19 protein-coding genes and 1 tRNA gene are annotated in these 22,582 nt (G+C 73.3%); 8 read left to right on the forward strand and 12 right to left on the reverse strand.

Annotation, left to right across the window (positions count from 1 at the left end; translation table 11 throughout):
* The 3 genes from ACWCYY_RS35795 to ACWCYY_RS35805 all read right to left on the reverse strand — a co-directional run.
* Positions 1-2,020: heavy metal translocating P-type ATPase (locus ACWCYY_RS35795; RefSeq protein ID WP_449798443.1), on the reverse strand; the 2,020-nt coding region annotated here is incomplete at its 3' end.
* A gap of 65 nt (positions 2,021-2,085) precedes the next feature.
* Positions 2,086-2,304, reverse strand: coding sequence for a heavy-metal-associated domain-containing protein (locus ACWCYY_RS35800; protein WP_449798444.1), 219 nt, complete (start codon positions 2,302-2,304; stop codon positions 2,086-2,088).
* A 298-nt stretch (positions 2,305-2,602) separates the two neighbouring features.
* Positions 2,603-3,517, reverse strand: a complete 915-nt coding sequence (locus ACWCYY_RS35805) for a PrsW family intramembrane metalloprotease (RefSeq protein ID WP_345288535.1) — start codon at positions 3,515-3,517, stop codon at positions 2,603-2,605.
* A gap of 136 nt (positions 3,518-3,653) precedes the next feature.
* On the opposite strand from ACWCYY_RS35805, the gene ACWCYY_RS35810 reads away from it, so the two are divergent.
* Complete coding sequence (locus ACWCYY_RS35810; protein WP_345288536.1) at positions 3,654-4,826, forward strand: PP2C family protein-serine/threonine phosphatase; 1,173 nt, start codon at positions 3,654-3,656, stop codon at positions 4,824-4,826.
* A 175-nt stretch (positions 4,827-5,001) separates the two neighbouring features.
* On the opposite strand, the gene dhaL is transcribed toward ACWCYY_RS35810, so the two are convergent.
* Together dhaL and dhaK are read right to left on the reverse strand one after the other, a co-directional pair.
* Positions 5,002-5,583: a dihydroxyacetone kinase subunit DhaL gene (gene dhaL, locus ACWCYY_RS35815; RefSeq protein WP_345288537.1), complete on the reverse strand. Its 582-nt coding sequence runs from the start codon at positions 5,581-5,583 to the stop codon at positions 5,002-5,004.
* A gap of 13 nt (positions 5,584-5,596) precedes the next feature.
* On the reverse strand, positions 5,597-6,592 hold the full coding sequence (gene dhaK, locus ACWCYY_RS35820; RefSeq protein ID WP_345288538.1) for a dihydroxyacetone kinase subunit DhaK: 996 nt from the start codon (positions 6,590-6,592) through the stop codon (positions 5,597-5,599).
* Positions 6,593-6,723: 131 nt separating this feature from the next.
* On the opposite strand from dhaK, the gene dhaM reads away from it, so the two are divergent.
* Positions 6,724-7,116 carry a dihydroxyacetone kinase phosphoryl donor subunit DhaM gene (gene dhaM / locus ACWCYY_RS35825; RefSeq protein WP_345288539.1) on the forward strand — a complete coding sequence of 131 codons (393 nt, stop codon included), beginning with the start codon at positions 6,724-6,726 and terminating at the stop codon, positions 7,114-7,116.
* A 15-nt stretch (positions 7,117-7,131) separates the two neighbouring features.
* Here dhaM and ACWCYY_RS35830 read toward each other — a convergent pair whose 3' ends face one another.
* Positions 7,132-8,814, reverse strand: a complete 1,683-nt coding sequence (locus ACWCYY_RS35830) for a bifunctional 3'-5' exonuclease/DNA polymerase (protein ID WP_449798445.1) — start codon at positions 8,812-8,814, stop codon at positions 7,132-7,134.
* A 330-nt stretch (positions 8,815-9,144) separates the two neighbouring features.
* Here ACWCYY_RS35830 and ACWCYY_RS35835 point away from each other — a divergent pair, with 330 nt between their 5' ends.
* Positions 9,145-11,175: a M3 family metallopeptidase gene (locus tag ACWCYY_RS35835; protein WP_345288541.1), complete on the forward strand. Its 2,031-nt coding sequence runs from the start codon at positions 9,145-9,147 to the stop codon at positions 11,173-11,175.
* A 28-nt stretch (positions 11,176-11,203) separates the two neighbouring features.
* Here the strand turns inward: ACWCYY_RS35835 and ACWCYY_RS35840 are convergent, their stop codons facing one another.
* Positions 11,204-12,682 (reverse strand): cellulase family glycosylhydrolase, encoded by a 1,479-nt coding sequence (locus ACWCYY_RS35840; protein WP_449798446.1) that lies wholly within the window; start codon positions 12,680-12,682, stop codon positions 11,204-11,206.
* Between the two features lie 102 nt (positions 12,683-12,784).
* Positions 12,785-13,378, reverse strand: coding sequence for a TetR/AcrR family transcriptional regulator (locus ACWCYY_RS35845; protein ID WP_345288543.1), 594 nt, complete (start codon positions 13,376-13,378; stop codon positions 12,785-12,787).
* Positions 13,379-13,507: 129 nt separating this feature from the next.
* Between ACWCYY_RS35845 and ACWCYY_RS35850 the strand changes: the two genes are divergently transcribed.
* Complete coding sequence (locus tag ACWCYY_RS35850; protein WP_449798447.1) at positions 13,508-14,725, forward strand: acyl-CoA dehydrogenase family protein; 1,218 nt, start codon at positions 13,508-13,510, stop codon at positions 14,723-14,725.
* Between the two features lie 85 nt (positions 14,726-14,810).
* On the opposite strand, the gene ACWCYY_RS35855 is transcribed toward ACWCYY_RS35850, so the two are convergent.
* The 3 genes from ACWCYY_RS35855 to ACWCYY_RS35865 all read right to left on the reverse strand — a co-directional run bounded on the left by ACWCYY_RS35855 (position 14,811) and on the right by ACWCYY_RS35865 (position 16,889).
* A complete protein-coding gene (locus ACWCYY_RS35855; RefSeq protein WP_449798467.1) occupies positions 14,811-15,596 on the reverse strand; it encodes an enoyl-CoA hydratase/isomerase family protein in 786 nt (261 codons plus the stop codon).
* Positions 15,597-15,654: 58 nt separating this feature from the next.
* Entirely contained in the window at positions 15,655-16,074 is a 420-nt protein-coding gene (locus ACWCYY_RS35860) for a RidA family protein (protein WP_449798448.1), read from the reverse strand.
* A gap of 248 nt (positions 16,075-16,322) precedes the next feature.
* Entirely contained in the window at positions 16,323-16,889 is a 567-nt protein-coding gene (locus ACWCYY_RS35865) for a GNAT family N-acetyltransferase (protein WP_345288546.1), read from the reverse strand.
* Positions 16,890-16,952: 63 nt separating this feature from the next.
* On the opposite strand from ACWCYY_RS35865, the gene ACWCYY_RS35870 reads away from it, so the two are divergent.
* On the forward strand, positions 16,953-17,630 hold the full coding sequence (locus ACWCYY_RS35870; RefSeq protein WP_449798449.1) for a TetR/AcrR family transcriptional regulator: 678 nt from the start codon (positions 16,953-16,955) through the stop codon (positions 17,628-17,630).
* 43 nt (positions 17,631-17,673) lie between these two features.
* On the opposite strand, the gene ACWCYY_RS35875 is transcribed toward ACWCYY_RS35870, so the two are convergent.
* Positions 17,674-17,749: transfer RNA gene (locus tag ACWCYY_RS35875), tRNA-Arg, on the reverse strand.
* A gap of 578 nt (positions 17,750-18,327) precedes the next feature.
* On the opposite strand from ACWCYY_RS35875, the gene ACWCYY_RS35880 reads away from it, so the two are divergent.
* The 3 genes from ACWCYY_RS35880 to ettA all read left to right on the forward strand — a co-directional run bounded on the left by ACWCYY_RS35880 (position 18,328) and on the right by ettA (position 22,574).
* Positions 18,328-18,972, forward strand: coding sequence for a single-stranded DNA-binding protein (locus ACWCYY_RS35880; protein ID WP_345288548.1), 645 nt, complete (start codon positions 18,328-18,330; stop codon positions 18,970-18,972).
* A gap of 326 nt (positions 18,973-19,298) precedes the next feature.
* Positions 19,299-20,663: a Cys-Gln thioester bond-forming surface protein gene (locus tag ACWCYY_RS35885; RefSeq protein ID WP_345288549.1), complete on the forward strand. Its 1,365-nt coding sequence runs from the start codon at positions 19,299-19,301 to the stop codon at positions 20,661-20,663.
* Between the two features lie 246 nt (positions 20,664-20,909).
* The gene (ettA, locus tag ACWCYY_RS35890; protein ID WP_345288550.1) at positions 20,910-22,574 is read left to right on the forward strand and encodes an energy-dependent translational throttle protein EttA; all 1,665 of its coding nucleotides are present in this window, start codon (positions 20,910-20,912) and stop codon (positions 22,572-22,574) included.
* Positions 22,575-22,582: the final 8 nt, after the last annotated feature.

Consider the following 22,582-nt stretch of genomic DNA (forward strand, 5'->3'; position numbering starts at 1 on the left):
TGGCGGCGTCGGTGCCGGTGCCCATGGCGAGGCCGAGGTCGGCCTGGGCGAGGGCGGCGGCGTCGTTGACCCCGTCGCCGACCATGGCGACCGAGCGGCCCTCCTCCTGCAGCCTGCGCACGGCGGCGACCTTGTCCTCGGGGAGGACCTCGGCGATGACGTCGGCGGCGTCGATGCCGACCTCGGCGGCGACGGCCTTGGCGGCCGCGGCGTTGTCGCCGGTCAGCAGGACCGGGCGCAGGCCGAGGGCGCGCAGGCGGGTGATGGCCTCGGCGCTGGTGGGCTTGACCGCGTCGGCGACCACCAGGACCGCCCGCGCCTGGCCGTCCCAGCCGACCGCGATCGCGGTCTGCCCGGCGGCCTCGGCGGCGCTCTTGGCGTCGGCCAGGGCGGGCGGCAGGTGCTGGGCCCAGTCGGCCAGTAGGGCCTCCCGGCCGGCGACCACGGCGTGGCCCTCGACGATGCCCTGCACGCCGCGGCCGGGCAGGTTCTCGAAGCCTTCGACGGGGGGCAGGGTGCCGAGGCGGTCGGTGGCGGCGGCCGCGACGGCGGCGGCGATCGGGTGCTCGGAGGCGTGCTCCAGGGCCCCGGCCAGGCGCAGGGCCTCGGTCTCCGACACACCGTCAGCCGTGTGGACGGCGAGCAGGGTCATCTTGCCGGTGGTCACGGTGCCGGTCTTGTCCAGCACGATGGTGTCGACCTTGCGGGTGGTCTCCAGCACCTCGGGGCCCTTGATCAGGATCCCGAGCTGGGCGCCGCGTCCGGTGCCGACCATCAGGGCGGTCGGGGTGGCCAGGCCGAGGGCGCAGGGGCAGGCGATGATCAGCACGGCGACCGCGGCGGTGAAGGCCTCGGTGGGGCTGTCGCTGACGAGCAGCCAGGTGACCATGGTGGCCAGGGCGAGCAGGATGACCACCGGCACGAAGACGGCGGAGATGCGGTCGGCCAGGCGCTGGGCGGCGGCCTTGCCGTTCTGGGCGTCCTCCACCAGCTTGGCCATCCGGGCCAGTTGGGTGTCGGCGCCGACCCGGGTGGCCTCGACCACCAGGCGGCCACCGGCGTTGACGGTCGCTCCGGTGACGGCGTCCCCGACGCCGACCTCCACCGGCACGGACTCGCCGGTGAGCATCGAGGCGTCCACCGCGGAGGTGCCCTCGACCACGGTGCCGTCGGTGGCGATCTTCTCGCCGGGGCGGACCACGAAGCGCGTGCCGACGGTCAGTTGACCGACCGGCAGCCGGACCTCGCGGCCGTCCTGGAGCACCGCGACGTCCTTGGCGCCGAGGTCGAGCAGGGCGTGCAGGGCGGCTCCGGCGCGGCGCTTGGAGCGGGCCTCCAGCCAGCGGCCGAGCAGGATCAGCACGGTGACCCCGGCGGCGGTCTCCAGGTAGAGGGTGGAGGAGGCGTCGGCGCCGCCGACCGCGAGGGAGAACTCGTGCCGCATGCCGGGCATGCCCGCGTGGCCCCAGAACAGTGCCCAGACCGACCAGCCGAAGGCGGCCAGGGTGCCGAGTGAGACCAGGGTGTCCATGGTCGCGGCGCCGTGCTTGAGGTTGGTCCAGGCGGCCTTGTGGAAGGGCCAGCCGCCGTGGAAGACCACCGGGCCGGTGAGGGCGAAGGCGAGCCACTGCCAGTTGTCGAACTGCAGTGCCGGGATCATGGACAGCAGCACCACCGGGACGGTGAGCAGGGTGCTGACCACCAGCCGGTCGCGCAGGGGGTCGGGCGCCTTCGCGGGCTCGGTGGTGGCGGGGGCGGCCTCGGTGACCGGCGGGGCGGGCAGCTCGGCGGTGTAGCCGGTGCGCTCCACGGTGGCGATCAGGTCGGCGACGCTCACCTCGGGGCCGAAGTCGACCTGGGCCTTCTCGGTGGCGTAGTTGACGATGGCCTGGACGCCGTCCATCCGGTTGAGCTTCTTCTCGACCCGGGCCGCGCAGGAGGCGCAGGTCATCCCGCCGATGGCGAGTTCCACCCGGTCGTGGACGGCGTCGGGCTCTATGCCCGGTGCGGTGGTGCTCATCGCTGGCTGCTCTCCTCGGGTCGTGCCCCGGGGGCCGGCGGGCGGCCCCCGGAGGGGGTGGGGGCTCAGGCGGTGCGGCCGACCAGCTCGTACCCGGCCTCGTCCACGGCGGCGCGCAGCTGCTCCTCGTCGACCGGGGAGGCGGAGGAGACCGTGACGGTGCCGGCCTTGGCGTCGGCCAGGACGTCGAGGACGCCGGGCAGGGCGGAGACCTCCTCGTGGACGGACTTCTCGCAGTGGCCGCAGGTCATGCCGGAGACGGAGTAGGTGACAGTGCTGGACATGGGTGCCTCCGATGGGCTTCCGCAGGGGCTGGGTTCGACTCTGATAACACCATACCCCCAGGGGGTATTCCCCGCATCGGATGGCGATCAGTGCGCGGTGTTGCGGTCGTCACGTCGCCCGCCGAGAGTAACCGGACGGACACTCTGGGTGCGCGACCGTCCGCAGGGCCGCGCCCCGGGGACGCCGAACGGGCGGTACCCGGAGTATCCCGGGGCCGCCCGTCGGTGGGTGCGTGGTGTGTCAGGTGACCTGCGGTTCGTCAGGTGACCTGGTGTTCGTCAGGTGATCGGAGGTGTGTCAGGTCACCGGGGTCGCCGGGGCCGGCGCCGTCCGGCTCTGCCGGACCAGTGAGCGCAGCCAGCCCAGGCCTCCCAGGGAGATCAGGATCAGCCCTAGGGCGTTGTAGAGGGTGTAGAGGTGCACCTGCTGCTCGGTCGGGGTGGGCATGTAGCCCAGCTCGAACAGCGAGCGCTGGAAGTCGCTGGTGGTGGTCCGGGCGACCAGCCAGACCGCGATGCCGCTCATGCTGTCCCAGAGGGCGTGCAGCAGCGAGACGCCGAGGTAGGTCGCCAGCACCGGGCCGTTGAGCCGGAAGTGCAGGCCGCGCCGCTCGCGGAAGAGCACGCCGCCCATGATCCCGGTCCACAGGATGTGGCCGACCGGGGCCAGGATGCCGCGCAGGATCTCGGTCTCCACCAGGTCCTTGAGTGAGAGCCCCTGGATGGTGAGCACCGCGTTGAAGGCGTAGCCGGCGCTCTCGAAGGCCGCGAAGCCGGCGCCCACCGTGGCGCCCAGCACCAGGCCGTGGCGCAGGCCGCTGACCGGGATCCGGCGGGCGACCAGGATCAGGGCGCCGAGCTTCACGGCCTCCTCGATCAGGCCCACGCCCAGGTACATCCAGACCGAGGGGGAGAGCAGGTAGGTCTCCAGCACCGAGGCGCCCAGCACGCCGATGATGCCGCCGACGCCGAAGCAGGCCGCGATCCGCTCCAGGCCGACGTCGTCGGCGTAGCGCTCGTACGCCCAGACCACGAAGGTCGCCGGGACCAGGAAGCTGCCGAGCAGGACGATGGTCGGCACCAGGTTGCTGTTGTCGGTGAAGAACGTGACCACCACCGTGGCCACCCAGAGCGCCAGGCCGGTCAGGAAGAGCTTCAGCCAGTACGTCGGTTTCGGTGGGGCGGCCGTGCGCGTGCGGACGTGGTCGGACATCGGCGAAGACCCTTCCCTCGGTGAGTGGGGTGAGTGGGCGTCACGTTGTCCGTACGGTATGACAAAAGGGTCATTTCGGGCGGCATTGCCCTCGGGACGCGCGGGTGGTGGGGGGTTTCTCCGCTATGTTCGGTATGTGTCCCGGTTCGTCCGCGCCCAGTCGCCCACGATGCCCAAGGCCGCCGGGCTGCCGCCCGCCCGGCGCGAGCGGGCCCTGCTCGCCACCGACCTCCAGGACCTCTCCCGGCGGCGCCGGGCCACGCCCGCGCTGAGCGCCCTGCTGCTGGTGGTCTTCGCCGACCTGGTCACCGGCCGGGACAGCTACCTCGCCCCGCTGATGGTGGTGGTCCCCTCGCTGGCCGCGCTCACCCTGCGGCCGGTCGAACTGCTGCTCGTCTGCCTGCTCGGCTTCCTGGCGCTGATCGGGCTCGGGCACTACGACCAGGTGGCCGACCTGAACAACGGTCAGTTCCTGTTCGGCGCCGTGGTCAGCTACCTGGTGCTCTCCGTCTTCAGCGCCTGGGTGGCCCGGATCAGGATGCGGCGGGCGGCCGCCTTCGCCGCCGTCTCCTCGGTGGCCGAGGCCGCCCAGCGCGCCCTGCTGCGCCCGCCCGGGCCGGTGGTCGGGCCGCTGCGGCTCGCGGTGCGGTACGCCTCGGCGGCGGACTCCGCCCGGATCGGCGGGGACCTCTACTCGGTGCTGGAGACCCCGAACGGGACCAGGGTGCTGGTTGGGGACGTCCGGGGGAAGGGACTGGGTGCGGTGCAGACCGCGGCGGTGGTGCTCGGCGCCTTCCGCGAGGCCGCCTACGACGAGAGCGGGCTGACGGCGGTGGCGGCCCGGGTCGAGGTCAGCGTGGACCGGCACGTGCCGGACGGGGAGTTCACCACCGCCCTGTTCGCGGAGTTCCGGCGGCCGGGTGTGGTGGAGCTGATGCACTACGGGCACGTGCCGCCGATCGTGGTCTCCCGGGACGGGGCCGTGACGGTGCTGGAGGCCGACGATCCGTGGGTGCCGCTCGGGCTGGGGGCGATGGCGGCGGGAGCCCCGACGAGCATGGAGGCGGCGTTCGGGGACGGGGACGTGCTGGTGCTCTGCACGGACGGGGTGGTGGAGGCGCGGAAGAAGGGGGCGGGGGACTTCTATCCGTTGGCGGAGCGGGTGGGGCCGCTGGTGCGGGACGCCGCGCGCTCGGCGGCGGAACTGGAGACGGCGGTGGGGCGGGTGTACGCGGACCTGCTGGTACACACGGGCGGGGAGCTGGGGGACGACGCGCTGCTCCTGCTCATCAGCCGCACCGACGGCTGACGCGGGCGGTCGCACCGGGCTGCGCCCCGCAGGGGCGCGGGGAACTGCGCGAGTACGGAAGGCGGACCGGCGCTAGATCGGGGCAGGCGAGCCGGTTGCACGTGTTGCCGTTCCCCCGCGCGCAGTTCATCGCGCCCCCGGGGTAACCACGTACGCCCTCGCGCCCCCAGAGGCGTCACCTCGGTCCGGCGTCGGCCAGGGCACGGAAGAGCAGGGCGGTGGAGGTGGCGCCGGGGTCCTGGTGGCCGGTGCTGCGGGGGCCGAGGTAGGAGGCGCGGCCCTTCCGGGCCTGGAGGGGGGTGGTGGCGAGGGCGCCCCGTTCGGCGGCGGTGGCGGCGTCGGCGTAGGAGCCGGTGAGCCGGTAGGCCGCGGCTGCGGGGGCCCAGGCGTCGACCATGGTCTTGTCGCCGGGGGCGGCGCCGCCGAGCCGTCGGACGTCGGCGAGTGCCGCGTCGAGGGCGTCGGCGAACGAGGAGCCGGCAGTGAGGGCGGTGCCCATCGCGCGGAAGGCCTTGCCGTAGAGGGGGCCGGAAGCGCCGCCGACCTTGGAGATCAGGGTGGTGCCGGCCTTGGTGAGGACGGCGCCGGCGGAGTCCAGGCCTTCGACGGCGGGGAGGACGGCGGCGAAGCCGCGCCGCAGGTTGGTGCCGTGGTCGCCGTCGCCGATGGCGGTGTCGAGGTCGGTGAGCTGCTGCTGGTGCTCCTCGACGGCGGCCGCGGCGGCGCGCAGCCAGGCGAGGGCGAGGGCGGTGTCCACGGGTGAGGTCCTCTCAGGGCCGGCGCAGCGCCGGGGTGGTGGCGGGGGCGTCCCAGAGGTCGAGGAGTTCGGGGTCGGCCTTGGTGAGGGTGAGGGAGAAGCCCGCCATGTCGAGGCTGGTGACGTAGTTGCCGACCAGGCTGCGGGCGATGGTGATGCCGCGGTCGGCGAGGCGGTCGCGGACGGTGCCGTGGAGCACGTAGAGCTCCAGCAGCGGGGTGGCGCCGAGTCCGTTGAGCAGGGCGATCACCTCGTCCCCGGCGGTGAGGTCGTGGTCGGCCAGGACGGTGTCGACCACCTCGGCGGCGAGTTCGGCGGCGGGGCGCAGGGGTTCGCGGCGGCGGCCCGGTTCGCCGTGGATGCCGACGCCGACCTCGATCTCGTCCTCGGGGAGGTCGAAGCCGGGTCTGCCGGCGGCGGGGGTGGTGGCGGCGGTGAGGGCGATGGCGAAGGAGCGGGAGGCGGCGTTGACCCGGGAGCCGAGGGCGGCCACCGCGTCGAGCGGCGCGCCCCGTTCGGCGAGCGCTCCCGCGCACTTCTCGACCATCACGGTGGCGCCGGTGCCGCGCCGTCCGGCCGTCCAGGTGGAGTCCTGGACGGCGACGTCGTCGTCGACCAGGACGGTGCGGACCTCGATGCCCTCCTCCTCGGCGAGCTCGGCGGCCAGTTCGAAGTTGAGGACGTCGCCGGTGTAGTTCTTCACCACGAAGAGCACGCCCGCGCCGCTGTGCACGGCTCGGGCGGCGGCCAGCAGCTGGTCGGGCACGGGGGAGGTGAAGACCTCGCCGGGGCAGGCCGCGTCGAGCATGCCGGGGCCGACGAAGCCGCCGTGCAGGGGCTCGTGACCGGAGCCGCCGCCGGAGACCAGGGCCACCTTGGGGGCGGCCGGGCGGGCGGTCCGGTGGATCACGCGCTGCTCCAGGTCCACCGTCAACTCCGGGTGGGCGGCGGCGAATCCGGCCAGCGCGTCGGTGAGCACGTCCTCCGGGGCGTTGATCAGCTTCTTCACCGGTGGTCCTCCCTCGAACGGATCCTGCGGCCGACGTTACGTCAACCGGGAGCACGGGGACGGGAGATCCGACACGCTCGGCGCGAACCGGTCGTCTGGGCAGGCGGGGCGGCCGCCGTTAGGGTCGGGGCATGGGCAACCACGTGGGCGTCGTGTTGGTCTCGCACAGCCCCGGCCTGGCCGCCGGGCTCCGCGACCTGCTGGCCGAACTGGGCTCCGGCCAGGTGGCGGTACGGCTGGCGGCGGGCACCGAGGGCGGCGGGCTCGGCACCAGCTACGACCTGATCGTGCGGGAGGTGGCGCAGGCCTGGAGCCCGGCGGGGGTGGTGGTGCTGGCCGACCTGGGCAGCTCGGTGCTGACCACGGTGGCCGCGCTGGAGGACCATCCCCGGGACGGGGTGCGGCTGGTGGACGCGCCGTTCGTGGAGGGCGCGGTGGCCGCCGTGGTCACCGCCTCGACCGGGGCGGGGCTGGACGAGGTGGTGGCGGCGGCCGAGGACGCCCGGGGCTTCCGCAAGCTCTGAGGACCCGTCAGGTCCTCACTTGGCCTCCGCGTAGCTCTCCACCACGGCGGTGGTGAGCGGGAACCGCACCGGGGTGTCGCCGAAGACCAGCCACCGGGCCTCCTCGGCGCTCTCCTCCACCGCGGCGGCCACCGCCTCGGACAGGTTGGCCGGGGTGTGCACCACCACCTCGTCGTGCTGGAAGAGGACCAGGTGCGGGCGGTCCGGCCCGTCGGCCAGGGCGGTCAGGCGGCGGCGCAGCGCGGCCAGCAGGGCCAGCGCCCAGTCCGCCCCGCTGGCCTGGATCACGAAGTTGCGGGTGAAGCGGCCGCGGGCCCGGGCCGAACGGGCGCCCGCCTCCCCGGCGGTGTCCGGCGCCTCGGTCAGGTCCAGCCAGTCCGCCGAGGGCGGCGGGCAGGTGCGGCCCAGGCGCGAGCGGACCATGCCGCCCTCCTCGCCGGTGCGGGCGGCCGCCTCCACGTAGCCCATCGCGGCGGGGTAGCGGCGGCGCAGGGTCGCCAGCAGCGGGCCGATGTCCCCGCTGGTCTGGCCGTACATCGCGCCGAGCAGGCCGAGCTTGGCCTTCTCCCGGTCGCCCTGGAAGGCGGTGGCGGCGAGCGCCGCGTACAGGTCGCCGCCGGCCGCGCTGCGGGCCAGCCCGGCGTCCTCGGAGAGCGCGGCGAGCACTCGGGGCTCCAGCTGGGCGGCGTCCGACACCACCAGGGCCCAGCCCGGATCGGCCACCACCGCCCCGCGCAGCACCCGGGGGATCTGCAGCGCCCCGCCGCCGCGGCTGGCCCACCGGCCCGAGACTACCCCGCCGACCACGTACTCCGGCCGGAAGCGGCCGCCGCGCGCCCAGGTGTCCTGCCAGGCCCAGCCGTGTGCGGCGTGGATCCGGGACAGTTCCTTGTACCGGATCAGCAGCGGCGCCGCCGGGTGGTCGACGCCGCGGACCTCCCAACTGCGGGTGGAGTTCAGCCGGATGCCCTGGTCGGCGAAGGCCTTGAGCACCTGGGCGTGCGAGTCCGGGTTGAACGGGCGGCCGCCGAGCGCGCGTTGGAGCTCGACGGCGAGCTCGGCGAGCAGCCTGGGCTGGGTGCCGGGCACGTGCGGGCGGGCGCCGAGCAGCTCGGTGAGCAGCCGGTCGTGCAGGTCGGCCCGCCAGGGCAGGCCGTCGCGCGCCATCTCGGTGGCCAGCAGGCCGCCGGCCGACTCGGCCGCCACCAACAGGCGGAACCGGCCGGGGTGCTCGGTCTCGCCGATCCGGCGCAGCTGGTCGGCGTGGACGGCCACCACGGCGGCCAGCGGGTCGGTGCCGGGCGGGAGTTGGAGGCGGTCGGGGGCGAAGAGGCTGTCCTGCTCCTCGCCTCCGGCGGCCTCCGGGAGGTCGGGCGGGACGGGGGAGCCCTGGAGGCGGGCCCAGGCGGCGCCGAGGCTGCGGGGTGCGCCCCAGCGGCCCTCGTGGCCGAGCAGCAGTGCCTCGACCAGGCGCAGGTCGTGACACCTCGCCACCTGCTGCGGCAGCAGCGGCGCGTAGGCGCTCTCGGCCGAGGCGAACACCCAGCGGGGGCGGACCGCCGCCTCCCGCTCCGCCACCGCCGCCGCCAGGTCGGCCACCCTCACCGGCCCGCCCACCGGCCGCCCGTCCTCGGTCAGCTCCACCATCCGCCCGCCGGGGCCGTGCTCCGCAGGCACCACCGCGATCCTCGCCACCACGACGGGGCCTCCTTGCACGTACCGGAACAGACTTTCGGCCCCGACGCTACCGCCCGCCGCCGACAGGGCCGTGGATTGGCCGCACCGGGCTGCGCCCCGCAGGGGCGCGGGGCTCTGCTGATCTGCGGCTCCGCCGCGGGGCGCGCAGGGGAACGGCAGCACGTGCAACTGGCTGACGTGCCTTCAGTTGCAGGTGGGCCGCCTTCCGATTCGCGCAGTTCCTCGCGCCCCCAGGGTGACCACCAGCCCGCGCCGCCCGGGGTGATCAGCCTCCCGCCCCTGATCCAACCGCCAGCGCTCCGGCCTTCCGCGGGCGGTATGGTCGCGGGCATGACGGACAACCCCTTCTTCGCACCCAGCACCCTGGTGTTCGAACTGCCGCCCTTCGCCGCGATCCGGGAAGAGCACTACCTGCCCGCCTTCGAGCGCGGCATGGCGGACCAGCTCGCCGAGACGGCCGCCATCGCGGCCTCCGAGGAGCCGCCGAGCTTCGCCAACACGGTGGAGGCGATGGAGCGTTCGGGTGCCCTGCTGCGCCGGGTCCGGCTGGTCTTCGACAACAGGAACTCCTCGGACACCAGCCCGCGGCTGCAGGAGCTGGACGCCGAGCTGAGCCCCCGGCTCGCCGCGCACCGGGACGCGATCCTGCTGGACCGCGCCCTGTTCGCCCGCTTCGACGCGCTGTACGAGCGGCGGGAGGCACTCGGCCTGGACGCCGAGGCGCTGCGGCTGCTGGAGCGCCACCACGCGCGCTTCGTCCGGGCCGGCGTCCGCCTCGACGAGGCGCAGCAGTTGCGGATGCGCGAGCTCAACTCCCGGATGGCGGCGGCCGAGTCGGCCTTCCGGCAGAACGTGTTCACCGGGACCAGGGCCAACGCGCTGGTGCTGGACGACGCCGGGCAGCTGGCCGGCCTCGCGCCGGGCGCGGTCGCGGCGGCCGCGGCCAACGGCCGGTCGCTGGGCCAGGACGGCGCCTACGTGCTGAGCCTGAAGAACTTCTCCAACCAGTCCGAGCTGGCGGAGCTCACCGACCGCGGCGTGCGGGCCCGGCTGATGGCGGCCTCGCTGGACCGGGCGGTGGAGGGCAACGGCCCGCTGGCGGTCGAGCTGGCCGCGCTGCGGGCCGAGCGGGCGGCCCTGCTGGGCTACCCGAGCCACGCCGCGTACGTGGTGGCGGACGAGACGGCCGGCACCGTGGAGGCGGTGGAGGAGCTGTTCGCCAAGCTGATCCCGCCGGCCGTGGCCAACGCCCGCAAGGAGGCCGAGCAGCTGGCCGCGTTCGCCGAACGGGTCGACGGGGTCACCGACTTCGGGGCGCACGACTGGCAGTTCTACGCCGAGCGGGTCCGCAAGGCCGAGTACCAGCTGGACAGCGCCGAGCTGCGCCCGTACTTCGAGCTGGAGCGGGTGCTGCACGACGGGGTGTTCTTCGCCGCGAACCTGGCCTACGGGCTGACCTTCACCGAGCGGGCCGACCTGGCGGCGTACCACCCGGACGCCCGGGTCTTCGAGGTGTTCGAGGCGGACGGCTCCTCGCTGGGCCTGTTCATCGGGGACTTCTTCGCCCGGGAGTCCAAGGGCGGCGGCGCCTGGATGAACGAACTGGTGCAGCAGTCCGAGCTGCTGGGCCAGCGCCCGGTGGTGGTGAACAACCTGAACATCGCCCACCCGGCGGACGGCGAGCCGGCACTGCTCACCTGGGACGAGGTGCGCACGCTCTTCCACGAGTTCGGCCACGCGCTGCACGGCCTGTTCTCGGCGGTGCGCTTCCCGTTCTTCGCGGGCACCGAGGTGCCGCGGGACTTCGTGGAGTTCCCCTCGCAGGTCAACGAGATGTGGATGACCCGGCCCGAGGTGCTGGCCAACTACGCCCGGCACCACCTGACCGGCGAGCCGCTGCCCGCCGAGCTGGTGGAGCGGATGGCCGCCACCGAGAAGTTCGGGTACGGCTTCCGGACCGTGGAGTACCTGGCGGCGGCGCTGCTGGACTGGGCCTGGCACACCGTGCCGGCCGGGGAGGAGATCGGGGACGCGCGGGAGTTCGAGGCGCTCGCACTGGCGAAGGCCGGGCTGGCCGAGCCGCTGATCCCGCCGCGCTACCGGACCACGTACTTCAGCCACGTGTTCTCGAACGACTACAGCGCCGGGTACTACGCGTACATCTGGTCCGAGGTGCTGGACGCCGACACCGTCCGCTGGTTCGAGACCAACGGGCGCGGCGTCCGGGAGAGCGGCGAGGTCTTCCGGACCGAGCTGCTCTCCCGGGGCGGCAGCGTGGACGCGTTGACCTGCTTCCGGAACGTGGTGGGCCGCGCCCCCGAACTGGAGCCGCTGCTGGCCCGCCGGGGCCTGGACGGCTGACCGTCCTGACCCGTCGTCAGGGGGCCCGCTACCGGCCGGTGATCCGCACCGTGACCACCGTGCCGGGGCGGGCCTGCGGCAGCAGCACCCGGGCGGTGCCGGCCCGGCCGTCCCGGGGCTGCTCCACGTCCAGCACCGAGGCGTGGGCGCCGGAGACGGTGACCTTCGCGCCGCTCGGATAGGCGGTGGCGGGCAGGGTGATCTCGGTCCAGCCGCCGCTGCCGCCCGCGGTGCGCCCGCCGGCGGTGAAGGTGAGGGCGTAGGCGCCGTCCCGGAAGGTCTCGTCCTGCGGGGTGCCGGCCAGCGCCCGGGCGTACGGGGCGAAGGCGGGCTCGTGCCCCGGGGCCGGGAGGCCCTGCGGGTCCAGCGCGCAGTAGCCGCCGTTGCCCCTGCACCAGTACCACATGGCCCAGCCCTCGGCGAAGGCGGACATGGCGGCGGTCTGACGCCGCACCAGCTCGCGGTTGCCGGGGGTACGGGCGCTGGGCGGGCCCCACTCACCGACGATCACCGGCAGCCGGTGGGCCCGCGGGTAGGCGGTGACGGCGGCGGTGTAGTTCTCCACGAAGCCGCCGGACGGGTCCCAGTCCTTCCCGGCCTCGACGGCGGTGTCGTAGAAGTGCGGGGCGTAGCCGATCCGGTCGGCCCCGGAGCGGGGGTCGGCGAACGGCGGCAGCTCGGTCGGCACACCGAGCCCGACCAGGACCGTCGGCTCCACGAACAGCCAGGAGCGGGAGTCCACTTGGCGGACCGCGGCGATCAGCCGCCGGTACATGGCGGGGAGCCGGTCGCGTTCCAGGGCGGCGGAGGCGGCGACCAGCACGGCCGGGTCGGTCGGGTCGCCGGGGATCGGGCCGGACGGCTCGTTGAACAGGTCGTACCCCAGCAGCGAACCGTGGCCGCGGAGTTCGCGGGCCAGCCGGGTGTAGAAGTCGGCCTGCCAGCGGCGCAGGTCGGCGTCGTCGTAGAGGTGGGTGAAGGCGGCCTGCACGGCGGGCTGGTAGTACCCGGCGAACCAGTCGTCCGGGTCGGCCTCGAACGGCAGGCCGTCGTCCCGGGTGGCCCAGAGCGGGATGCCGCGGTCGCCTCCGCCGAACTTCGGCCCGTAGACGTCCTGGTGGAAGTCGACCAGGACCAGCAGCCGGTACTTCTCGGCCCAGTCGAGCACCCGGTGCAGGCGGGCCAGTTCGGCGGGATCGAGCCGGCCGCGGGTGGGTTCGAGGCGGTTCCAGGAGATCGCCACCCGGACGAGGGTGAAGCCCTGGGCGGCCGCCGCCCGTAGATCGGCCTCCGTCACCTCGGCGTACTTGTCCACGTTGAAGCCGCGCAGCTGGACCACCCGGCCGTGGGCGTCGGTGAGGTGGGTGCGGCCGTCGGCGGTGGTCGAGGTGCCGGAGGGGAAGAGCGGTTGCTGCTGGTGGGCCGAGGCGGTGGCGGGCGCGGCCAGGCCCGTGAGGGCGGTGGCGGCGGCCAGGGAGAGAGCGGCGGCGGTACGTCGAGCGCGCACGGGACACCTCGCGGCTAGGGCCTGGGGCCAGTCTGGGTGCGCCGATCCTGCCCCAGCCCCCTGGTGCGCACAAGAGGTGAGGCAGGCTCATGTTACGTGGCGTCAGCCGAGCGCCCCGGGGAGCGCGGCGGCCGCCGCGAGGCGGCCCCAGAGCAGGTCGGCCAGTGCCTGCACCATCCGGGCCCGGGGGCAGGGCCGCTGGTCCAGCCACCAGTCCCCGGCGGCCAGCACCATGCCGGTGATCGCCCGGCCCCAGGTCTCGGAGAGCAGCGGTCCGTCCGCCCCGAGGTCGACCTGGGCCTGCACGGCCTTGGTGATCTCGTCGGCGATCTGCTGGAGCGCGGGCGCCAGCGCCTGCCCGGCGGCCCGGCCCTGGTCGCCGCCCTGGGTGATCAGCCGGTAGACCTGCGGGCGGGACTCGATCCCGGCCAGGTAGACGTCCAGCACGTGCTCCACCCGGTCGCGGCGCTCCAGCGGCTCGTTCAGCGCAGCCCGGACGGCGGCCAGCAGGCCGCTGGTGTGACGCTCCGTCAGGGCGCTGATCAGGCCGTTCCGGTCGCCGAAGTGGCGGTAGAGGATCGGTTTGGTGATCCCGGCCTCGGCCGCGATGGCGTTCATGCTGGCGCCCGGGCCGTCCCGCTGCACGACCCGGTCGGCGGCGTTCAGCAACTGCTCGCGGCGGGGCTCGTCCGGCATGTGCTGCTCCCTGGGCGTGGGGGTGGATGTGGACGTTGACAGGCCTACCAATCAGTAGCAGACTCCGAGCATGTTACCGGGGGTAACACCCCACGGCATGGGACGACACCGCGACCGGAGGCACCCCGCATGAGCACCTTCTCCCTCGACCCCGGCCCGGACCAGCTCGCCGTCCGCGACTGGCTGCACGGCTTCGCCGCCGACGTGATGCGCCCGGCCGCGGCCGAGTGGGACGAGCGCGAGGAGACCCCCTGGCCGGTCATCCAGGAAGCGGCCAAGCTCGGCATCTACTCGCTGGACTTCTACGCTCAGCAGTTCTTCGACCCCTCCGGCGTCGGCATCCCGATCGCCATGGAGGAGCTGTTCTGGGGCGACGCCGGGCTCGGCCTGGCCATCACCGGCACCACCCTGGCCGCCGTCGCGGTGCTGGCCAACGGCACCGACGAGCAGATCGGCACCTGGGCGCCGCAGATGTTCGGCACCCCCGAGGACGTCAAGCTGGCCGCCTTCTGCTCCTCCGAGCCGGACGCCGGCTCCGACGTCTCCGCGCTGCGCACCCGCGCCGTCTACGACGAGGCCAAGGACGAGTGGGTGATCAACGGCACCAAGACCTGGGCCACCAACGGCGGCATCGCCCACGTCCACGTGGTGGTCGCCACGGTGGACCCGGAGCTCGGCGCCCGCGGCCAGGCCTCCTTCGTGGTGCCGCCCGGCACCCCGGGACTGAGCCAGGGTCAGAAGTTCAAGAAGCACGGCATCCGCGCCTCGCACACCGCCGAGGTGGTGCTGGACGGCGTCCGGGTCCCCGGCAGCTGCCTGCTCGGCGGCAAGGAGAAGCTCGACGAGCGCCTGGCCCGGGCCCGCGAGGGCGCCCGCAAGAGCGGCAAGAACGCGGCGATGGCCACCTTCGAGGCCTCCCGCCCGGCCGTCGGAGCGCAGGCCATCGGCATCGCCCGGGCCGCCTACGAGGTGGCGCTGGACTACGCCAGGACCCGGGTGCAGTTCGGCCGGCCGATCATCGACAACCAGGGCGTGGCCTTCCAGCTGGCCGACATGAAGACCCGGATCGACGCGGCCCGGCTGCTGGTCTGGCGGGCCTCCTGGATGACGGCCACCAACCAGCCGTTCACCTCGGCGGAGGGCTCGATGTCCAAGCTCTACGCGGGCGAGACCGCCAAGTACGTGACCTCGCAGGCGATGCAGCTGCTCGGCGGGAACGGCTACACCCGGGAGTACCCGGTGGAGCGGATGCACCGGGACAGCGCGATCTACACGATCTTCGAGGGCACCAGCGAGATCCAGCGGCTGGTGATCGCCCGGGCCATCTCGGGGATGCCGATCCGCTAGCGCGGTGGTGCCGAGGCGGTGGTGCCGAGGCGGTGGTGCCGGGGCGGTGGTGCCGGGGCGGTGGCGCCCGTGTGGTGACGTTCCGTCAGAACTGCGGGGGCCTGCGCTCCAGGAAGGCGGCCAGGCCCTCGCGGACGTCGGGGGACCGGCGGGACTTCCGCTCCCAGGGGGCGAGGGCGGCGCGGGCGTCCTCGACCCCGGGCCCGGCCTCCAGCGCGGCCTTGGCCGCGCCGAGGGTCTGCGGTGAGCGGGTGGCCAGCATCGCGGCGAACTCGTGTGCCCGGGCGTCCAGTTCGGCCGCCGGGTGCACCTCGTCGGCCAGTCCGAACAGCTCGGCCCGCCGGGCGTCCACCAACTCGCCGGAGAACAGCAGGTACTTGGCCCGGGCCGGGCCGACCAGCCGGGCCAGCCGGGTGGTCGGCACCGCCGGGTAGACCACGCCCAGCTTGGCCGGGGTGATGCCGAGGCGGGCGTCGTGGGCGACGAAGCGCAGGTCGCAGGCGACCGCCAACTGGCAGCCGCCGCCCACGCAGTGGCCGTGCACCACGGCGACGGTCGGGTGCGGGAAGGCGGCCAGCGCCTGCTCGGCCGCGACGTTCTGCGCGTGGTAGGCCTCGGCCCGGTCCGGGTCCGCGTACACCTCGGAGAGCTCGGCGATGTCGGCGCCGGCACTGAAGGTGCCGCCCGCGCCGGTCAGCAGCAGCGCGCGCACCCCGGGGGCGGCGGCCAGCCGGTCGAGCACGCCGGGGAGCGCGCGCCACATCGCGAGCGTCACGGCGTTGCGCCGCTCGGGGCGGTCCAGGACGAGGGTCGCGACCGCGCCGTCCACCGTGGCCCGCAGGCCGGGGACGCCGGTGTCGACGTGCTCGATCCCGGACCGGTCGCTCTCGAACTGCTCGGTCAAGGCCGCCTCCTGGGGGTGGGTCGGCTCAGCCTTCCACGGCGGACGGCTCCGGCACCACGGCGGTGACTGTGATCTCCACCAACTGGCCGGTGTAGCCGAGGGAGGTGACCCCGAGCAGGGTCGAGGTGTGCGGGCCGTCGTGCAGCGCCGAGGCGTCGACCACGTCCCAGACCGTGGAGAGCGGGCCCGGCCGGTCCGCCACCACGTAGACGGTGGAGGCCACCACCCGGTCGAGCGAGCTGCCGACCGAGACCAGCGCCGTCTCCAGGTTGGCGAGCACCTGGTGCGCCTGGGCCACCGGATCGCCCGGGCCGACCAGCTCGCCGGAGGCGTCCAGCGGGACGCCTCCGGCCAGGAAGACCAGCCGCTCGCCGGCCTCGACCACGGCGGTGTGCGCGTAACCGGGCGGCGGGAAGAGGGCGGGGACGGTGCGGTGCTGGGCCATCGGGACTCCGACCGGTCGAGGGGCTGGGCCTGGGCGGGCCCGGTCTGGGTGGGCCGGGCCTGGGTGGGCCGGGCCTGGGTGGGCCGGGCCGGACGACCTCCGATCCTCGGCCGTCCGGCCCGGCCTGTCACCCGGTTTTCCGGGCCGCCCGGGCGCCGCTCTCCGGGGCGGGGCGCCACGTGGTCCACGAGCTGTCGGGCGACCGGGAGCCGGCCGGCGCCCACGCGCTGTCGAGCGCCCACGAGCTGTCAGGCACGGTCGGAGCCTCCCCGCTTCTCGGCCCACTCCGGGGCCAGGATCGCCCAGACCTCGTAGTCCAGCCGCTCGCCGCGGTACAGCGCGGACTTGCGCAGCACGCCCTCCAGTTGGAAGCCGAGGCCCTGGGCCACCGCGCGGCTGCGCGGGTTGACCGAGCTGTTGTGCCACTCGGCCCGGTAGAGGCCGCGCTCGGTGAAGGCGTAGTCCAGCAGGCGGGCGGTGGCGGCGCTGATCAGGCCGCGGCCCTGGCCGGCCGGCTCGGTCCAGGCGCCGATCTCGCAGTTGCCCTGCTCGGCGTCGAAGGCCACGAACATCACGCCGCCGACCAGCGTGCCGTCCAGCCAGATGCCGAACAGCTGGCGGGCGTCGGCGGCCTTCCGGTCGGCGAAGCCCTGGAGCGTGGCGGTGGCCGACTCCAGGTCGGTGGAGCGGGTGGCCCAGGGGACGTACGGGTTGACGTTGTCCCGGGCCCGGTCCATGTGGGCGAGGAACTCCTCGGCCTGCCAGGGCTCCAGTGGGCGGAGCTCGGCGCCCTCGGCGAGGGGTACGGCGAACACGGGGCCTCCTGTGGGCGGATGGTCGTACGTACATAACAAACGTTTGGTAGGTACCCTAGCGCCATGCCGCCCGCCCGTGGAGACCATGCCGCCCGTCGCAACGACGTATCCGCCGCCGTCTGGCGCGTGCTCGCCGAGCGCGGCTTCGGCGGTCTGACGCTCCGCGCGGTGGCGGCCGAGCTCGGGGCCAGCACCGGTCTGCTCACGCACTACTTCCCGAACAAGCGGGCGCTGCTCTCGTACGCGCTGGAGCTGCTGGACCAGGACGCCCAGGGCCGGCTGCCCGCCGCGGAGCCGGCCGGGGCGGCGGGGATGGCGGGGGCGGCGGGGATGGCGGGGACAGCGGGGGCGGCGGGGGTCGACGCCGGGCGGGGAACGGCCGCCCCGGGCGCGGACGGGTTGGAGCGGCTGCGGGAGGTGCTGCTCGGCATCCTGCCGACCACGCCCGAGTCCGTCGCGGGGAACCGGATCTGGGTGAGCTCCTGGGACACGGCCCTGGCCGATCCGGAGCTGACGGCCCAGCACGCGGAGCGCTACCGCAGGGCCAGGGAGCGGAACGCGGCACTGGTCGAGGCGGCGCAGCGGGCCGGGGAGGTGTCGGCGGAGCGGTCGGCGACGGAGGTCGCGGCGGGGGTGCAGGCCTTCGCGCTGGGGCTGGTGGTGCAGGCCCTGCTGTCGCCGGAGGAGTTCCCGGCGGAGCGTCAGGCGGCGCTGCTGGAGGGGTACCTGGAGACCCTCTGAGGGGGTCGGCGGCGGTGGCCGGAGCGGGCCCGCCGTGGCGCGGTGGTGCCCCCAGCAGGATTCGAACCTGCGACCTACCGCTTAGAAGGCGGGTGCTCTATCCGCTGAGCTATGGGGGCGCGGCGACATCCGCCCGGGGAGGGCTTCGGTCGGCGTGCGAGGTCCGGGACAGGATAAGGGAGCCCAGATACTCGTCCGGGTCTTCAAGCACCGTGCCGGGTGTGTCGAGCCGGTTGAGCGGTCCGATAATCGCAGGTGGCGGCCGGGTGCGCAGCGCTCTGACGGCTTCTGGCGGCGGACGTTGTGCAGTCGTTACGGGGCTGTCTCCCCACCTGTTATGGATTCGGTGCGGAGAATGCCCGTGCCCGGTGGCCGGGTGGGGGAGGTTTTCGGCCTAGTGGGCACCGGGTGACGTGCGGGGATGCCGGGGCGGCGCACCGACCGGCGGCGGGGCCGGGGAGGGTCGGCGGGCGGGCGGCCGGGGGCGTCGGGGCGAGGATGTTGTCATGGCCCCGAAAAGCTGGCGTCAGGTCAGTCGGAAATGCGATTGATTCACTCCGGAGAGTGACATCGGTTATCCCCATGCCCGGGTTGTCCACAGGATTTCGGAACTTCTCCGTGCATTTCCGCGGAGGGGGAACCCTCGGTTCTGCGGGCGATTCCGCAGGGTGATTCCCGACGGACGGAGGGTGTTCCGGTGAACGAGTCGATGGTGACCATGATCGGCAATGTCGCGACGGTGGTGAACTACTCGCAGACCGCCGCCGGGGTTCCGGTGGCCAACTTCCGGATGGCGGCCACCGAGCGCCGCTACGACCGGGAGAAGGGCGACTGGGTGGAGGGGGACACCAGCTGGGTCACGGTGAAGGCCTGGCGCTGGCTGGCGGCCAATGTGGTGAGTTCGCTGAGCAAGGGCGATCCGGTGGTCGTGAGCGGCCGGTTGAGGGTCAGGGAGTGGGGCGAGCCGGAGAAGCGGCACTGCGTGGTCGAGATCGACGCCCGGGTGGTGGGTCACGACCTCGGGCGCGGTACCACCGCGTTCCGCTGGGCGGTGCAGGCCAAACCCGAGTTGGTGGGCGGCCGTTCGGGTCGGGACGATCCGGCGGCCGGGCCGCCGCCGTCGCAGCCGGGCGGGCGCGAGCCGGCCCCGGCCGAGCAGGCGGTGCCGGGGTGGATCGTCGCGGCGCTGGACTCCAGGCGGGCGGCCGTGGCGGAGTCGGTGCGGGTCCCGGTGGCGGTTGGTGCGGGTGGGACGGATGGGGAGGGAGGGGCCGATGGTGTGCGGGAGTTGGAGCAGGCGGGTGACGGAAATGCGGGAGGTGATCGAGTAGTCGCCGGATGAGCCGGGCTCCGACCGACTCCGGACACTTCCCGGCCGCGGGAGTGCCGAAGCGGAAACCGTCCTGATTGATCGTGAGAATCTGGCGGATCGTCAGTACACCGTTGTGATCAGCTGCTTGATAACAATATAGATACGGAACCGTCCTGGTTCGGCACGGAGGTTTGCTGGCGCCCGTCGGTCAATAGGATGCGTCTGGTTCAACACAGGTGCGGCGGTGTCACAGGGTGCGTCGCTTTGCAAGGCGGGCTGCCATCGGCAACGCCCAGCCCGGAGGGGTCGAGATGTTCCACAAGCAGGGGCGGGCGTTCTCCCGCATAGGCTCTGTCATGCTCGCGACGAGCATGCTCGTCGGCGGAGCGATGGCCACGGCCGCGTCGGCGGCCGACACGCCGAGCTCGACCGGTACCAAGGCCAAGCTGCTGCCGGGCGTCCGGCACAGCGGCAGCATCAAGTACGACCGCAACGGCGAGGAGCACAAGGTCCAGGGCGGCATCCTGCAGCTCATGACCGAGGACGAGAAGACCCTCGACACGTACTGCATCGACCTCCTGAACCCGACCCAGGAGAGCGCCGACTACAGCGAGACCGGCTGGTCCGCCACCTCGCTGGCGGACAAGCCGACCGAGGCCGGGAAGATCCTCTGGATCCTCAAGAACTCCTACCCGCTGGTGAAGCCGGCCGCGCTCTCCACCTCCAGCGGCATCGAGGGCCTGACCGAGGACGACGCGGCCGTCGCCACCCAGGCCGCGATCTGGCGCCTCTCCGACGGGGTCAACGCGACCCCGATCAACAACGAGAAGGCCGTCAAGCTCGCCGACTACCTGAGCCAGAAGGCGGTCAAGCTCGAGGAGCCGAAGCCGACCCTCACCCTCAACCCGGCCTCGGTGTCGGGCAAGAGCGGCGACCTGCTCGGCCCGATCACCGTCACCACCAACGGCACCGCGGTCTCGCTGGCCCTGGACGAGGCGGGCACCAAGGCCGGCCTGACCATCACCGACAAGAGCGGCAAGCCGGTGACCAGCGCCAAGAACGGCGACCAGGTCTTCGCCAAGGCCGGCGCCGCCGGTGCCGCCGCGGGCAGCGCCGCCATCAAGGCGACCACCACCGCCGCCGAGGTCTCCGTCGGCCGGGCCTTCGTCGGCGTCGGCAAGGAGAACAAGCACAGCCAGACCCTGATCCTGGCGGGCTCGCAGCCGGTCAACGCCGCCGCCTCCGTCACGGTCAACTGGGCCCCCACCGGCCCGATCCCGGCCCCCTCCGCCAAGATCGACTGCATCCAGGGCGCGGTCGTGGTCACCGTCGCCAACAACGGTGACCAGGACTACACCTTCACGCTGGCCGGCCAGACCGTTACCGTCCCGCCGGGCGCCAGCAAGAGCGTCCCGGTCAAGGTCGCCGAGGACACCGCGTACAACATCAAGGTCCCGCTGGGCGGCGGCAAGTTCGAGGAGTTCAAGGGCGTCCTGAACTGCAAGACGGACACCGCCGTGACCCCGAGCCCGAAGCCGTCCGTCTCCGGCAGCAAGAGCGCCACCCCGACCCCGTCGGCCAGCCCGAGCGGTCCGGTCCTGGCCAACACCGGTGGCGGCGGCCAGACCCCGCTGCTCGCGGGCATCGCCGGTGCGCTGGTGATCGCCGGTGGCGCCGCGGTCTACACCCTGCGCCGTCGCGGCCGCCACAGCCGCGCCTGAGCCTGACGGTGACTCAGCCCGCCGAGGGCTGAGCCCCCGCACCGGCCCCGTTCCCTCCGCAGTCGAGGGGACGGGGCCGGTGCCGTCCCGGCCGGGCCCGCCGCGGCAACTCGGGCCGGTCCGGGGAAGGGCGGTTCGGGGCGGGTGCCGCGTTGCGGCAGAATGGAACGCTGCAAGCCGAATGTTCGGCTCCCCGTAGTTGCGGGGCGGTCCCCATCTCACACGACGACGCCGGAGCGATCTCACGTGGCGGAATACATCTACACCATGCGCAAGGTGCGCAAGGCCCATGGCGACAAGGTCATCCTTGACGACGTGACGCTGAGCTTCCTCCCCGGGGCGAAGATCGGCGTCGTGGGCCCCAACGGCGCCGGTAAGTCCACGGTGCTGAAGATGATGGCCGGGCTGGACCAGCCCTCCAACGGTGACGCCTTCCTGTCGCCGGGCTTCACCGTCGGCATGCTCCTGCAGGAGCCCCCGCTCGACGAGACCAAGACGGTCCTGGAGAACGTCCAGGACGGCGTCAAGGAGATCAAGGGCAAGCTCGACCGCTTCAACGAGATCGCCGAGCTGATGGCGACCGACTACTCCGACGAGCTGCTCGCGGAGATGGGCACCCTCCAGGAGGACCTGGACCACGCCAACGCCTGGGACCTCGACGCCCAGCTGGAGCAGGCCATGGACGCGCTGGGCTGCCCGCCCGGCGACTGGCCGGTCACCAAGCTCTCCGGTGGTGAGCGCCGCCGCGTCGCGCTCTGCAAGCTGCTGCTCGAGGCGCCCGACCTGCTGCTCCTCGACGAGCCCACCAACCACCTGGACGCCGAGTCGGTGAACTGGCTGGAGCAGCACCTGGAGAAGTACGCCGGCACCGTCGTCGCCGTCACCCACGACCGGTACTTCCTGGACAACGTCGCCGAGTGGATCCTCGAGCTCGACCGCGGCCGCGCGTACCCGTACGAGGGCAACTACTCCACCTACCTCGAGACCAAGCAGTCCCGTCTCAAGGTCGAGGGCCAGAAGGACGCCAAGCGCGCCAAGCGGCTCAAGGAGGAGTTGGAGTGGGTCCGCTCCAACGCCAAGGGCCGCCAGGCCAAGTCCAAGGCCCGCCTCGCCCGTTACGAGGAGATGGCGGCCGAGGCCGACAAGATGCGGAAGCTGGACTTCGAGGAGATCCAGATCCCGCCGGGCCCGCGCCTGGGCAGCGTCGTGATCGAGGTGGACCACCTCAACAAGTCCTTCGGCGAGAAGGTCCTGATCGACGACCTCAGCTTCACCCTGCCGCGCAACGGCATCGTCGGCATCATCGGCCCGAACGGCGCCGGCAAGACCACGCTGTTCAAGATGCTCCAGGACCTGGAGACCCCGGACTCCGGTTCGGTCAAGGTCGGCGAGACCGTCAAGATCAGCTACGTCGACCAGTCGCGGGCCAACATCGACCCGAAGAAGACCCTCTGGGAGGTCGTCTCCGACGGTCTGGACTGGATCAACGTCGGCCAGGTCGAGATGCCGTCCCGCGCCTACGTCTCGGCGTTCGGCTTCAAGGGCCCGGACCAGCAGAAGCCGGCCGGGGTCCTCTCCGGTGGTGAGCGCAACCGTCTCAACCTGGCGCTGACCCTCAAGCAGGGCGGCAACCTGCTGCTCCTCGACGAGCCCACCAACGACCTCGACGTCGAGACCCTCTCCTCGCTGGAGAACGCGCTGCTGGAGTTCCCCGGCTGCGCCGTGGTCATCTCCCACGACCGCTGGTTCCTGGACCGAGTGGCCACCCACATCCTCGCCTACGAGGGCGACAGCAAGTGGTTCTGGTTCGAGGGCAACTTCGAGTCGTACGAGAAGAACAAGATCGAGCGGCTCGGCGCCGACGCCGCCCGCCCGCACCGGGCCACCTACAAGAAGCTGACCCGCGACTGACGGGTCGG

Source organism: Kitasatospora sp. NPDC001664 (assembly GCF_053596675.1).

Bases quoted from the DNA above. Each gene is read 5' to 3' on its own strand.
- ACWCYY_RS35800 (WP_449798444.1), bottom strand. From the start codon at position 2,304: ATGTCCAGCACTGTCACCTACTCCGTCTCCGGCATGACCTGCGGCCAC.
- ACWCYY_RS35805 (WP_345288535.1), bottom strand. From the start codon at position 3,517: ATGTCCGACCACGTCCGCACGCGCACGGCCGCCCCACCGAAACCGACG.
- dhaM (WP_345288539.1), top strand. From the start codon at position 6,724: ATGGGCAACCACGTGGGCGTCGTGTTGGTCTCGCACAGCCCCGGCCTG.
- ACWCYY_RS35835 (WP_345288541.1), top strand. From the start codon at position 9,145: ATGACGGACAACCCCTTCTTCGCACCCAGCACCCTGGTGTTCGAACTG.
- ACWCYY_RS35845 (WP_345288543.1), bottom strand. From the start codon at position 13,378: ATGCCGGACGAGCCCCGCCGCGAGCAGTTGCTGAACGCCGCCGACCGG.
- ACWCYY_RS35850 (WP_449798447.1), top strand. From the start codon at position 13,508: ATGAGCACCTTCTCCCTCGACCCCGGCCCGGACCAGCTCGCCGTCCGC.
- ACWCYY_RS35860 (WP_449798448.1), bottom strand. From the start codon at position 16,074: ATGGCCCAGCACCGCACCGTCCCCGCCCTCTTCCCGCCGCCCGGTTAC.
- ACWCYY_RS35870 (WP_449798449.1), top strand. From the start codon at position 16,953: ATGCCGCCCGCCCGTGGAGACCATGCCGCCCGTCGCAACGACGTATCC.
- ACWCYY_RS35885 (WP_345288549.1), top strand. From the start codon at position 19,299: ATGCTCGCGACGAGCATGCTCGTCGGCGGAGCGATGGCCACGGCCGCG.